Source organism: Marinomonas posidonica IVIA-Po-181 (assembly GCF_000214215.1).
In the GTDB taxonomy this organism is placed as follows: Bacteria; Pseudomonadota; Gammaproteobacteria; order Pseudomonadales; family Marinomonadaceae; genus Marinomonas; species Marinomonas posidonica.
This window is the reverse complement of the sequence record NC_015559.1, coordinates 1,448,872-1,461,165: the sequence shown is the minus strand read 5'-3', so window position 1 is coordinate 1,461,165 and position 12,294 is coordinate 1,448,872. Positions and strand designations below refer to the sequence as shown.

Here is a 12,294-nt window from a genome sequence, read left to right as displayed (position 1 = left end):
ACACACTAATACTTTAAAGACTTTTAAGCATACGTTAATAATGAAGCTATCAGACTTGGATTTATTTATTCGCATCGCTGAAACAGGCAGCCTAACAGCAACGGCGAACCAATTAAACATTACCCCCGCCGGAGTCAGTTCAGCGCTTAAACGATTAGAAAAGCAACTGAGCGTGCCATTATTTATTCGCAGCACTCGACAGTTGAGAATCACACCACAGGGCGAACAATTTTTATTCCATTGTCGTCAGGCCATGCATAGCCTAGAACAAGGTCGTCTCTCAGCCCTTCAAACACAAGGTAACATGACAGGAACATTGAGACTGTCTGTGCCATCAGATTTAGGTCGTAATACGCTTTTACCCTGGCTAGATGAATTCCTTGAAATACACCCACTCTTGTCAATTGATTTGACTGTAGGTGATTCCATTTCGGACTTTTTTCTGGAGCCTGTTGATCTGGCGCTGCGTTACGGTAAGCCTGAAGATTCCGCCATGGTGTCCTTTGAGATCGCTAGAGTGAAACGAATCACCTGCGCTTCGCCGGATTATCTATCCGTCCATGGAGAACCTGCTACACCAGAAGAGTTAGCAAACCATCATTGCTTGTTATACCGCCGAGCGGGTCGCCTGTTTAATCAGTGGGATTATGCGAACAGCCAAATACAAGTAGAAGGTAAGAGAGTCAGCAATGACACAGACATAGTCAAACGCTGGGCACTTGCCGGAAAAGGCATCGCCTACCGTTCGCTAATCGACATTCATACCGAGTTAGAAAGTGGTCAGCTAGTGCCACTGTTAACGGATTACTCGTCCCCTCCTGTTGAACTGCATTTAATTTGCCCGAGCAGAGAACAAGTGAGCCCAGCGGTCATGGCTTTTCGAGAGCAGCTTAGGGACAAACTGTCCGCAATGACGGCGGAATGAAGTGTTGGCTACTGTCACTAAGACGTCATGCCACACTTTCGCTTCGCTCTAAAAACTAGATCCTGGCTGTTGCAAAAACGCCTCTTCAGCCGCCGTTGAGACTCGACCTAAAATAGCATTACGATGTGGATAACGACCAAACGCCTCAATGATCTGCTTGTGTTTTATTTCAAATTGGTAACTGGCCTCAATCCCATTATGCTTGAACAGCGCTTCCGCACGCTGATGAATTTTAAGCGATTCACTGTGCATAAAAGGCATATACATAAAGCTCCTTTCACGCGCACTCAAGATCTCATCCTGCTTTAAGCTAATCGCTTCTTGCGCCAATGCCAGCGCCAGCGAATCGGACGCAAAAGCCTTAGGGGTCTCCCGAAACATGTTTCGGGAAAACTGATCCAACACAATGATTTCGGCAAGTCGACCTTGTGCAGATTGCCGCCATGAATATAACTCACACGCGTTTGCCGCCGCATGAAGGTCTGAATATTTTTGACAAATCAACTGGTCAAAAGCGTCGTCTTTACTCCACCATTTAGATTCATCCACTTGCTCAAACCAAAACTCTAAAATATCAGTATAGATAACCCCCTCCTCGACTAAGTCTTAGGCAATAAAAACCTAGAAACACAGCACACCTTTCAGGTCGCTACTGGCAACGACCCAATGACAATACCTTCAGCTTAGACTCAAGTGTTAGAATTTTCTTAATCATGGATCACACTTTTAAGATCACACTTTTGAGATCACACTTTTGAGATCACAAAGGGCGCTTTTTTAATCCAATCTTGCGAATCAATATTGTCCAACATGAAATTCGCTAGTTGGACAACGTCGACTTTATTTCCGTTAAGAAACTCGACACTGGCCTGTAAAGATCCCGGCACATTGTCTTGTATGAGGGGGGGACGAATGCTTGTCCAGTCCAAGCTAGACTGCTGCACAATGGCCAATTCTTTTTCTTTCGCTGGAATAACAACAGGGGCTGTAAGTGAAAAAAACAGTCTTATCACACCTCTTATAAAACTGACTTTTTCCCCTTTAAATCGGGTTCCGGCACTGGCTAAATTAATGAGCCTTTTAACGCCGCCCTTTTCCATAGCCATGACGAGATGAGTCATGGCATCGGCAAAATCATTCGCAGTGAGAGACGTTTTTCTCGTGGCGGGAGCTCCTATGGTCGAGATCACAACATCGACGCCCTCCACCACTTGATTGATCGCCTGCTGATTAAGATAATCTCCCTCAATCACCTGGATCGAATCCCCAAAAGAGGCCAACTTCTCAGGATTCCTCGCCAACACCTTAATTGCATGCCCTCGCTCTAAAGCCTTTTCGAGCAACACCTTTCCAGTAAATCCCGAGGCACCTAAAATCGCAATATTCATTCAATCCACCCTTCTGATTGTGTCTTACGTCATATCAATATTCGATTTTCACTTTAACAACTAAGGGGAAAAATGATCAAGTAGATTCGCTAGCAGCAATGCTCCCTCGAAAAAACAACAGACAAAGCAGCTTGTCATTGAAGGGCATTGTACCCAGTCACCTCATTAGACATCGATTCTTCGTGCCTAGGGATTGGGTCACGGTCAGGTTGAACAAATTCAGCACGTGCTTTATCGGAAAATAATACTTCTGCAGAATAATGTGTCAGCATGATGTTGGTGTCGAGCATCTCGGGGTTCTTATCAATAAAGTCGTCAGCAGACACCGAACTTCCTGTCTTCTTCATAAAATGATGCACGGCTAAAACCCATGATTTAGTTAAGGTTTCATGAAACTTTGAAGGATCAACACCATTATGAATAAGAAAGCGATTCAGAGTGTTCCGCATCCGTTCTGAAGACTCTTGCGTATTGTTCTCGGTTAAATAGAGGTAAGCAAGACGCAAATGAGCACGGTGACTAAAATCGGAGGCCGGAAAATCACACGATTCCACTCGGTTCTTGAATTCTATATCGCTTTCAGTCGCATCAAATGTCATATTCTGCTGGCCCCCTAAATGCCGGATGTGTGTCGCCGTTATACGCGTTTTTTCGCATCAACGGCTGAGGATGTTTAAGAAGCATTTAGTCCCAAATGCTCCGTCATAATTTGCCATTGCTCGTCTTCAAATATTAGTACCGAGGTCCCTCTACCACCACCGGAACATAACTCCCCGTTTATCATACCTTTCCAGTTAAACTCGTATAAACACACAGCACTGGTATTGGAAATGTGCGCCCAATGTAGATTTGAAATGGTATATTTCTCATTTTTAATGGAAGCAAAGTTGCTTTCAAATACAGATTTAACCTCATGCAGGCCCTTATATGTGCCATTCGAAAAGGTAACGCAAATATCCTTATGCAGGAGAGGCTCAACTAAACCCCAGTCCTGACTGGCTAACGCTCGTTCATATTTCTTCATCGTATTCTGAGGAGTCAATTCTTTAACCTCTTAATGTATTCATACAGGCGGACGACGTAGGAACGAGGTCGGCCCAAAGGGCGAATGTGCTATATTTGTGATGCGGTTTACATGAAACCGATAACTGATCACCACACAAGAATCTAAATGCGTGCATGGATAATAAGTGAGATGAGTGTGTTAAATTCACGCCGAGTTGTGAAGCGATGTTCGATGCAATACTCACTTTTTCGATTATCGCGTTTTACACACGATAGAACCAATTGCTCAATCGCCGCTTCGGCCTCCTGACCCTCTTCGATCATAGGCATGAATCGATTCAGAAACTCAGTAGTATCAGATTGGTGAACGATCACAGTCTCCCATTCTGGAATAACAAAGATGGCTTGGTTTCCAAGCCCCCACGCCCAAAATGACCCCGTCGGCAAACCGGTTTCTGGATTTGGAATCCACCATAAATAACCGTGCCCCCATCTCAAATCATCGCGTCCCGTCTTGGTAAAATCCGTCGTAATACGATCAATCCATGAGGAGGGTATGATTTGCTGATTATTCATCTGTCCATTGTCGAGATAAAGTTGCCCAAATTTAATCAGATCACCAGCCGACATACGGAATGCCGCGGCCTTATGTTGTGATAATTCTGGTTCACTAATGTAGGACACGGAATTCAATGTAAAGTCCTTCATTAACGTAGGCCGCGCAATTCCTATCTGAAACCCTTCCGCTATTGTCCATCCAGTCCGTTCTTCAAAAATCGTGGTAAGTGCATTGTAATCCCAATTGTTATAGGCCCATACCGTACCGGGTTTATTCTGCTCAACGCCTAAACGGAGGTTGGTGTCGTTAACAAATCCGCCACCGGCCGCAGCGGGATGATTGATGCCAGACGTACTTTTCAACAAGTGCTTAACGGTCGCTTGTTTTTGCATATGCGTGAGAGACTGCGGCGTATCATCTATACCCAAATCTTGTAATCTTGCATCAAGCCGTATTTGCCCAGAATTTGGGCCAATGTGTTGTCCAACTAAGGCGCTAAGAAAGGCTTTGCGAATAGGGTGAGTGCGATAAGGCGTTTTTAGATCACCAAAAGAAGCCACAGTCTGGCCCTTAGTAACGATCACCAAGGTATCGCTACTCAGCGTTGCTAAGTAACCAAATACCTCATCGAGACCATTCGGATCCCAGCCTAAATATTGACTATCAGCCGCCCCTATTCTGGTGATGTCGAGGAACCTTACAGGTTGAGATTCCCTAGATCGATCTCGCCCCCCTGTCTGTATCAAATAGACAAGGACGACAAGAATCAATGTACATAGACAAGCAACCCAGATCAAAACTTTATGTTTTATTCGCGGCATATCCACACACCCTGATTAAATAAAAACGATACAAGATCACCATCCGTACCAACCAACACCACACAAACAATTTCGCGGTTGATTTCTGCAACAAAACTTACACCGCTACGCCTTTAACGCTTTGCTATGAATATGACTTAAATGGCGTGAGATCAATGCCCTCCATATCGCAAACGGCTTTGATGGTCGGATTTGAACAGAGTCGTTTCAAATAGGCCGCTAAGTTCTCAAAAGTCAGGGGAGACCTTTCGATTATCAAAGACCATTCGGAAAGCATAAACAGAAAGTAATCACAGGCTGTCAGACTGTCACCAAGTAAGTACTCATTGTGCTCAAGCTGGTCGTTGATTATGGAGAGAGCATCCGCAATTCTGTCATCTTGTGCGGCGACAAGATTTGGAATCGTCGTGTCATCATTGGTATGGCGATGAGGGTAATAGCGAACCATTATTTCGGCTTGAAGTGTGTTATTCAGAAACGCCAGCCATTGGTAAAATAACGGGCGTTGAGGGTGACCTATGGGCGGCATTAAATTTGATTCAGGGTGCAATTCGCATATATGCATGCAAATGGCCGGGCTTTCGAAAATAGGCTGGTCATTGACAACCAAGGTCGGAATTCGGCCTGCTGGATTGAGTCTAAGGTAATCTGCAGACTTCTGAACGTTTGATTTTTTATCTACGAACAAGAGTTCATAGTCTGCGTTTACATGATGCAGCAAAAAGTGAGGTGCTAGGCTCGCTGTGTTTGGGTAATAATAAAGCTTGAACAAAACTGACTCCTGGTCACTAATGTCGCAATTTTATAGCCGAGAAACACTAACCGACTGTCATTTCTCCGATTTAAGCGACTTGCTTGACATTGGATTGTAAAAACACACCGTCAATGATGAGTAACTTAACGCCCTTCTCAGCCGTGATCGAGCGATGGGAACTAAGATCATCTGACACTATGTATGACATGCCAGACTGTAACATGGATTTGGTACCATCTTTTAACTCGTTTACCACTTCTCCTTCTAAACAGTAAACAATGTGCCCTTTTTCACACCAGTGGTCTGCTTTATAGTTTTCGGAATACTCAACAAGTCGAACTCTCAAACCTTCGAATTCAATTGTTTGCCAATAAGCTGTCCCAGTTTCGCCCTGGTGCTCAGTTCGAGGAACACCTTTCCAATCTATTGTCTGAAACGGGATACTTAAACTTTCCATGATCACTCCAATTTAAAGATTGCCCAGATTGAAAAACAGACGTCATTCAATCAATACAAATGGTAAGGATGGCATTCATTACATCCTTCTGTCCACACTGACATTATCAGCGCACGTTAAAGCCTATGTTGCTACGCCACCACGTCAAAATTTACTTGGGTGTCGCATGTAAAAAGCAATTCACCAGCCGACAATGGGGGAAAATAGCTCTGGCACCTTATGAAAAAATGATGATTTGCACGCTACCGTTTTCAGAATCCCGTTAAGAAATCAGTGTGAGTTGTGGCCACAAGTCACACCACTTTTTGCTCGTCACCCTCTCGGTAAATGCTTGGGGCTTTGGTCGTTTAGAGTTCAGCGTGATGGTTTTATTAAAGTTCGCGGTTAAACCAAAAGGCGCCACAATAGTGATTTCATTATCGATTAAGGTCACGCCAACGGACGTCTCTATCTCAACCCAATAACTCATTGCATCTGAGCAAGATAAATAGGGTAAATCATGGTTACGCTGATGCATTCTTGCTTGATTTTTAACGGACCAAGGATGATGACTCAAAGACTTCAACCTTGACTCATAACTCAAATCAACGCTTTCATCCGTGACATCAGGGTTAAAGTAAATCAGATCAATGTCATTAAGCGGAGTGCTCACCGCTTTATCATGGAGCTTATCCCAAATAAGATTGCGAACAAATCCAGCCGACAGACACCAATCGTCCAATTTCAAAGAAGCTGCGATTCTGAGTGCCGCCATGCGCTCTTTGTCGGCTTCAATCCATTTCTTCACTTGGTCGTCATGCGTCATTTAGTCGCCATTCCTTACTCTATTTTATTTGTCATTACATCACTCAAAAGACATTAGGATGCATTGGTTTGAGGCCGTTAGAATTTATCATTGCCTTCGATGTTGAGATTATTGATTTTTGTTTTGCCCAGTAGTTTTAACAAAATACTTCGACAAAACCTCAGCATGGGATAGAGAATGAATGCTGCGGTTTTCGATTTGAACATCCAATAGTTCATTCGATTGAATAGGCCTGATCGGCTGCCAATCAGCGCCAGGGCATGAATGGCATCTGCGCCATAATAGAGTTGTCCGCCCATCTTGAGCACCATTCCTTGGTCGATGTCGAGACCTTGAGAGGTAATCTCTTCCATAACAGCGTTGTCTTCCCTTGCATCCACTATGCGCAAATCTCCCACGCTATCGCGAATCCTGATCACCTGACAGTAGGCATGACAAGCAGGACATTCGTGATCATAAACAAGCAGTATTTCTTCCCGTTTCACTCAGATAGCCCTCCAGCATAAAGGCGAGTCCATGCCACGTTTTTTTGTGGGTGAATTTGAATGCGCTTGCGAGGGTGTGGACTCAGATCGTCTTTCATAAGAAGGCCATTTCCACGCGATACAAGCAATATGGAATAAACACACCAGTGCAACATCCCGATCAATATGTCATGAGGGTAAGTCGAGCCTCATCAATCCGTCTTAAACGCCTCGTTAGTTATGTGTTTCCAAAGCGCTTCGGAGCTCGCCGATCGCATGCTGATTGTATACTTTGATGCCTTTACGCTCCAACAATGCCGCGGTTACCCCTGAGCCTTCAATTTTAATACCGCTAAATGAACCATCGTAAATCTTTGAACTACCACAAGAAGGGCTGCCCTCTGCAAGCACCGCATACTTTATTTGTTGTTTTTGGCAAAGCGCTAACGCATTCTCAGCCCCAAGTACAAATTGACTAGTGACATCAACGCCATCATTACCTAAAACGCTCGCAGAACCATCAAGCACATCAACACCAAATCCAGAAAGTATTTCAGCAGACGCTCTAGGAGTAGGCAGACCTGCTGACACCTCAGGACAAAAGACAATTAATTCTACGTTTGATTGAAGCCAGCGCCAATCGGGCTCTGGAATTGAGAGACAGCTGGCATTGTATCGAACTTTATTGCCAACCAAGCATGAACTAACTAAAACCTTTTCCACGCAAAACACCTTTTTGTGTAAGAAATAATAAACGCCCCAATACAGAGAGGATAATGGGCTTGTTATAGGACTTAAGAAAGGTGCGAATAAGTCTGCTTTTCACTTCCCGCCGGTATAACGTGCACTCTATCGTATTGGCCATTATTTATTCCTTGACGCGACTTTACTCTGACAGTCGCTCTGACACGTTTATCATTTCTTGCGTTTACGACATATACAGGCGGCCAGATTTTGCAAAACCACAAGATGAGCCATATCGAATTCTTGCGCAAGACCTCATGAGAGCAGAATCACTATTTGAGTAAAGCTTTTCTTCTTCGTCATTTATTTGCTTTTCTTCTGTTGGAGCTTCTGCAATAAGAGCCTCATCATCAGAAAAAAATGTTTCCAAGTCTTCTTTTACGACTTCTCATTCATTCATGGTTTTCTCCTTAAGTTGAAGTTAACTCCCACTACTGAACTACGGGAGGCTTAACGCCGCAAACGCCGAGCGAGCGGTAGCGAGTTCCGCATACATTCACAAAACAGACTTAAAAGCTTTGTTAGCGATCTATGCCAAAGATATACCACCATCCACGACCAGTGTATGTCCAACAATATAGCTAGCTTTATCAGATGATAAAAATTCAATTGCATCTACAATTTCATTTACTTTTGCAAACCTCTTTATCGGAACAGCGTCCGATACATATTCGCGTATATTTGGTGACTCAACTTGCTGCTCTTCCCAACGGGGCGTCCATGTCACACCTGGAGCCACCGCATTAACTCGAATACCAGATTTAATACTTTCTAGCGCGACTGATCGTGTTAACCCTTCTAAAGCATGTTTAGCTGCACTATACATTGCTGCATTTGGTGTTGGTCTCAAGCCATTTATAGAGCTTATGTTTATAATTGTTGAACCCTCTTTCATCAAATTAAGTTCATGCTTTATACAATGTGCATGCGCCCAAAAATCCTCCCTGAATGTAGCTTCTAACAATGCTGTATCCACTTGACAAAAATCCCCTCTAGACTCAAGTGCGGGTGAAGCATTATTTATAGCAATATCGAGGTATTTATACTGACTTTTGATATATAAGAAAAACTCTTCAAGACTTGTATCATTGGATATATCAACTACTTGGTAATCAACTGATTTAAGCTGAGGAAATTTCTCGATTACATTAATCCAGACTGATTCATTGCGAGAGCATGTAACTACACGATAACCAAGTTCCGTATACCTAAGCACCGATTCCAATCCAATTCCTTTTGAACCACCTGTAACCAATACTGTTTTCAATTGAGACTCCTTTCCAATATTGAACTCATTAGGTAAGCATCGGCTAATCGACACCAACTCGAAAACGGCTAACGCCACCTTAAGCTATGAGTGAACGAGTGCCAAAATAAAGCGAAGCGGAATCGGCACCTGTTTACGAATCAGGCTTAAAAGCATTGTTAGCTGTATTTCTTAAATTTCTTGCCACTTTTTACGCAACTTATCATTTATTTCAAGCGTATACTCAAATCCATGTTCATTTTCGCGTGTAACAAAAAAACCAAGTCTCTTATGAAAATTATTAGACAATTCATTATTACGATAAACATTGCTTATCAAGGTAACCACATGATGCTTAGTTATGAATTTCTTCAATTGAGAGAATAACGACCAAAATACCACTTTGTTTCGATGGTTTGGATGCACAACAAACATTGGAACAAACCACACGTCTTTAGCTAGCTCTCGAAGTATAAAATAACCTAGAAGATCACCATTTTTTCGACATTCGAATAATAAACCTGCTTCTTTTGCCGAAGCCAATGAAGCTTGATACTTATTTACATCTATCGGCATACCGGCTTCTTCTGAAAGCTTTGATAGAGTAAGCAAATCAAGCTCAATATATTCGTCCATTTTAACCTCATGTGATTTATACAGCTAACATCAATCTAACCTGCGGTGTGCCGACGCAGCTTTTTGCGTCTCATGGAAAAAATTGGGCCGCTTTAGCCGTCTGGTTGAGGTTCTTGTTAGCCCTTACTTCTGCAACGTTGCTGTAATAGAACCTGCACCTATTAGCATAGTCCCACTAATTTTATTAAAAACAGATTGAAATTTTTTCAACTTAACTTTACTGCGTAAATAACCTCTTGCTCACCAGCACATACTGCAAAGAACCTCTTCCTGTAAAATTAGCAGGCTGCGACAGACACAAAACGAGTGACGCCGTCTGTGTCCGTGCACAGAAATGGTTAACCACCACAACGATTAAGTATATTTTACAATATAAATCACACTCAGATTCGGGCGAAACTCACATCATCTGATTGAATAAACTGTACGTCAAAGCAACCGTCCACCACACATTCTCTTAGTTTTGGAACGTATTCTTCGACATGAGCCGCTTTTAAATGCCAATCTAAGGACGCCTGATCCCGCCAACGTTCGATCGTTATAAAAGTATCTCCATCAATGAACGACTCATATTCTTCACACCCGTCTTCTTTCGGAGCATATTCAAATTGAAGAATATTTGCGACTTCCCTTAACTCTTTGTGTTTACCGTTCAGAATTGACGCTTTTACAATGGCAATGATCATTTTAGTATCCTTGAGGCGAATAGTACGCATATGCGTTATTTAAACTTCTGTTAAGCAAGGCACAGCGTTTCCATATCTAAAAAATAGCACGCTATAAACCCTTACTAATTGATAATAAAATGATTTTTTATTTGGCACTAGTCAAAAAAACAAGTTCTTTTAGGAAAAAATATAGACAAAATGTGCAACATCTTGGCCACCCGAAAAACAAGCTTTGTTGCTTTCATCTAACAAGCAATGTGAGGTGATAGAAACAAGCACCCTAGCCTTCCCTTTGAAGTAAGAGAAAAGGACAACTCGTGTGTTTTCCATGACATGATGAAGTGGTTAAAAAGGCTCTGATCCCTTTAATGTGATCTTCCCCCAAAATTCTCTAAACTTTTTTATCACTCGGTAGAGCGACGACTTGGAATACGTCTTTATAAAGAATGATTCCCGGTACTTCTGTTCTTAACTCATTAACGACAATACCGTATTTTTGTAAAATCGCTACAACTTCTCTTGCGTTTTTTATAAAATCGGATGGTGCTAATACAAACCAGCTTTTCGCTTTAAACTTTATTTCTTCTGAAATTGATGAGTCAAAACATGATGGATTTGGTAGGTTTGTATTAAACCAGTTAGCGGCTTCTACATACCATGCTTCTTCGGCTTCTGACATCTTCTTCATCCGTTTCAAATCCCCCATTGCCGCGAAAATACCTTTATGATGTTGAGTTCCCTGAAAACAAAGAGTCGTTTCAAAACGGATATACATTACTTGTCACTTCCTGTTCATTATTCTGGTATTGGAACACTAATCAAAAAATAGATTAAAGGAGTCACAGCTCTTTTTGACCGAAAATGTAAGCATCGAAGCGCTGCTCTGTCACAACGGAACCCCATTGCTTGCCTGTCGTCTCCTCCGATAAAGTAAAACCGTATTTTTCATATAGATGCCTAGCTGAACCGAGTCCTTTAAATGTCCACAGGTAGACACTATCATAGGCTTTTTGTCTGCAATGTATCATTGCTTGTTCCATCAATTGATTACCAGCCCCTTGCCCTCTAAGTTTATCGGAGATGATGAACCAGCGCAGATGAGCTATGTTGTTCGTTTCTGAAGTGCCATCTATTGAAATGCTTCCTTCAATTACCCCATCTATTAATATTGAGAGAATACAATCTTTTTCAGCATCGTAGCTTTCGATGAAACTCGAAAGCTCAGTGGCAACCTTTGCTTCAAAATATGAGTGAAAACCCCAGTTTTTCGCATAGTAGTTCGCGTGCAATTCAGTCACACGGCCTATTACACCAGGAATGTACCCTGTTACTAATTCATAATCATTCATACTTCCCCCTTATGCATAACGCCTCCAACAGCGACCAAGCGTAGCGAGGTCCAGCCCCAAATCATGTTAAAACAGTGAAGGATTTCGCGAAAGGGTCTAAGCGCCCTTTCAGTTAGTGTTATATCGTTTGGCAAAAGTTATCAGCCATTCCCAGAGTTACAAGCGGACTAATGCTCCCCAACCAAAGCCAATCAAAGGAAACAAAAGCACTCTTAGGGAAAATTTTATAAATACCGCCCTTCCAAATGCTTTCTAAAATACGCCGCATTCAGCACTTCGCTTGTGGCGCGTTTGACCAATTCCTCCATTGAATGCAGTGACGCCTGTGACCAAATGTTATCCCAGAGCCATTGAAAGATGGGCCACTTTGAATCACTGAGTCTTTGTCGGCAATGTGTGTCATTTTGGCTTTGTACTGGGCCGCGTACATGACACCGAGAAAGTAGCTTGGAAAGGAGCTGAAGGTGCCGTCG

General features: G+C 42.7%; 17 protein-coding genes. 1 reads left to right on the top strand and 16 read right to left on the bottom strand.

Annotated features, from left to right (window positions below; all coding sequences use genetic code 11):
- The first annotated feature begins 40 nt into the window (after positions 1-40).
- Positions 41-925, top strand: coding sequence for a LysR family transcriptional regulator (locus tag MAR181_RS06850; protein WP_013795875.1), 885 nt, complete (start codon positions 41-43; stop codon positions 923-925).
- A 48-nt stretch (positions 926-973) separates the two neighbouring features.
- Here the strand turns inward: MAR181_RS06850 and MAR181_RS06845 are convergent, their stop codons facing one another.
- The 16 genes from MAR181_RS06845 to MAR181_RS18590 form a co-directional block, all read right to left on the bottom strand.
- The gene (locus tag MAR181_RS06845) at positions 974-1,510 is read right to left on the bottom strand and encodes a DUF924 family protein (protein WP_041651224.1); all 537 of its coding nucleotides are present in this window, start codon (positions 1,508-1,510) and stop codon (positions 974-976) included.
- Positions 1,511-1,671: 161 nt separating this feature from the next.
- On the bottom strand, positions 1,672-2,313 hold the full coding sequence (locus MAR181_RS06840; RefSeq protein WP_013795873.1) for an NAD(P)-dependent oxidoreductase: 642 nt from the start codon (positions 2,311-2,313) through the stop codon (positions 1,672-1,674).
- Between the two features lie 134 nt (positions 2,314-2,447).
- The gene (locus tag MAR181_RS06835) at positions 2,448-2,912 is read right to left on the bottom strand and encodes a hypothetical protein (protein WP_013795872.1); all 465 of its coding nucleotides are present in this window, start codon (positions 2,910-2,912) and stop codon (positions 2,448-2,450) included.
- 74 nt (positions 2,913-2,986) lie between these two features.
- On the bottom strand, positions 2,987-3,355 hold the full coding sequence (locus MAR181_RS06830; protein WP_013795871.1) for a nuclear transport factor 2 family protein: 369 nt from the start codon (positions 3,353-3,355) through the stop codon (positions 2,987-2,989).
- 125 nt (positions 3,356-3,480) lie between these two features.
- Complete coding sequence (locus MAR181_RS06825) at positions 3,481-4,698, bottom strand: serine hydrolase domain-containing protein (protein ID WP_013795870.1); 1,218 nt, start codon at positions 4,696-4,698, stop codon at positions 3,481-3,483.
- A 124-nt stretch (positions 4,699-4,822) separates the two neighbouring features.
- Positions 4,823-5,470, bottom strand: coding sequence for a glutathione S-transferase family protein (locus tag MAR181_RS06820; protein WP_013795869.1), 648 nt, complete (start codon positions 5,468-5,470; stop codon positions 4,823-4,825).
- 70 nt (positions 5,471-5,540) lie between these two features.
- A complete protein-coding gene (locus tag MAR181_RS06815; protein ID WP_013795868.1) occupies positions 5,541-5,909 on the bottom strand; it encodes a DHCW motif cupin fold protein in 369 nt (122 codons plus the stop codon).
- 262 nt (positions 5,910-6,171) lie between these two features.
- On the bottom strand, positions 6,172-6,714 hold the full coding sequence (locus tag MAR181_RS06810) for a nucleotidyltransferase family protein (RefSeq protein WP_013795867.1): 543 nt from the start codon (positions 6,712-6,714) through the stop codon (positions 6,172-6,174).
- Between the two features lie 77 nt (positions 6,715-6,791).
- Entirely contained in the window at positions 6,792-7,199 is a 408-nt protein-coding gene (locus MAR181_RS06805) for a DCC1-like thiol-disulfide oxidoreductase family protein (RefSeq protein WP_013795866.1), read from the bottom strand.
- 213 nt (positions 7,200-7,412) lie between these two features.
- A complete protein-coding gene (locus MAR181_RS06800) occupies positions 7,413-7,901 on the bottom strand; it encodes a 2-thiouracil desulfurase family protein (protein WP_013795864.1) in 489 nt (162 codons plus the stop codon).
- Positions 7,902-8,451: 550 nt separating this feature from the next.
- On the bottom strand, positions 8,452-9,189 hold the full coding sequence (locus tag MAR181_RS06795; RefSeq protein ID WP_013795863.1) for an SDR family NAD(P)-dependent oxidoreductase: 738 nt from the start codon (positions 9,187-9,189) through the stop codon (positions 8,452-8,454).
- A gap of 171 nt (positions 9,190-9,360) precedes the next feature.
- The gene (locus tag MAR181_RS06790; protein WP_013795862.1) at positions 9,361-9,804 is read right to left on the bottom strand and encodes a GNAT family N-acetyltransferase; all 444 of its coding nucleotides are present in this window, start codon (positions 9,802-9,804) and stop codon (positions 9,361-9,363) included.
- A 383-nt stretch (positions 9,805-10,187) separates the two neighbouring features.
- On the bottom strand, positions 10,188-10,490 hold the full coding sequence (locus tag MAR181_RS06785; RefSeq protein ID WP_013795861.1) for a putative quinol monooxygenase: 303 nt from the start codon (positions 10,488-10,490) through the stop codon (positions 10,188-10,190).
- Positions 10,491-10,863: 373 nt separating this feature from the next.
- Positions 10,864-11,247, bottom strand: a complete 384-nt coding sequence (locus tag MAR181_RS06780; protein WP_013795860.1) for a hypothetical protein — start codon at positions 11,245-11,247, stop codon at positions 10,864-10,866.
- Positions 11,248-11,311: 64 nt separating this feature from the next.
- Entirely contained in the window at positions 11,312-11,821 is a 510-nt protein-coding gene (locus MAR181_RS06775; protein WP_013795859.1) for a GNAT family N-acetyltransferase, read from the bottom strand.
- Positions 11,822-12,045: 224 nt separating this feature from the next.
- Positions 12,046-12,138, bottom strand: coding sequence for a hypothetical protein (locus MAR181_RS18590; protein ID WP_245546238.1), 93 nt, complete (start codon positions 12,136-12,138; stop codon positions 12,046-12,048).
- Between the last annotated feature and the right edge of the window lie 156 nt (positions 12,139-12,294).

Bases quoted from the DNA above. Each gene is read 5' to 3' on its own strand.
- MAR181_RS06815 (WP_013795868.1), bottom strand. From the start codon at position 5,909: ATGGAAAGTTTAAGTATCCCGTTTCAGACAATAGATTGGAAAGGTGTT.
- MAR181_RS06825 (WP_013795870.1), bottom strand. From the start codon at position 4,698: ATGCCGCGAATAAAACATAAAGTTTTGATCTGGGTTGCTTGTCTATGT.
- MAR181_RS06785 (WP_013795861.1), bottom strand. From the start codon at position 10,490: ATGATCATTGCCATTGTAAAAGCGTCAATTCTGAACGGTAAACACAAA.
- MAR181_RS06840 (WP_013795873.1), bottom strand. From the start codon at position 2,313: ATGAATATTGCGATTTTAGGTGCCTCGGGATTTACTGGAAAGGTGTTG.
- MAR181_RS06780 (WP_013795860.1), bottom strand. From the start codon at position 11,247: ATGTATATCCGTTTTGAAACGACTCTTTGTTTTCAGGGAACTCAACAT.
- MAR181_RS06810 (WP_013795867.1), bottom strand. From the start codon at position 6,714: ATGACGCATGACGACCAAGTGAAGAAATGGATTGAAGCCGACAAAGAG.
- MAR181_RS06835 (WP_013795872.1), bottom strand. From the start codon at position 2,912: ATGACATTTGATGCGACTGAAAGCGATATAGAATTCAAGAACCGAGTG.
- MAR181_RS06850 (WP_013795875.1), top strand. From the start codon at position 41: ATGAAGCTATCAGACTTGGATTTATTTATTCGCATCGCTGAAACAGGC.
- MAR181_RS06790 (WP_013795862.1), bottom strand. From the start codon at position 9,804: ATGGACGAATATATTGAGCTTGATTTGCTTACTCTATCAAAGCTTTCA.
- MAR181_RS06775 (WP_013795859.1), bottom strand. From the start codon at position 11,821: ATGAATGATTATGAATTAGTAACAGGGTACATTCCTGGTGTAATAGGC.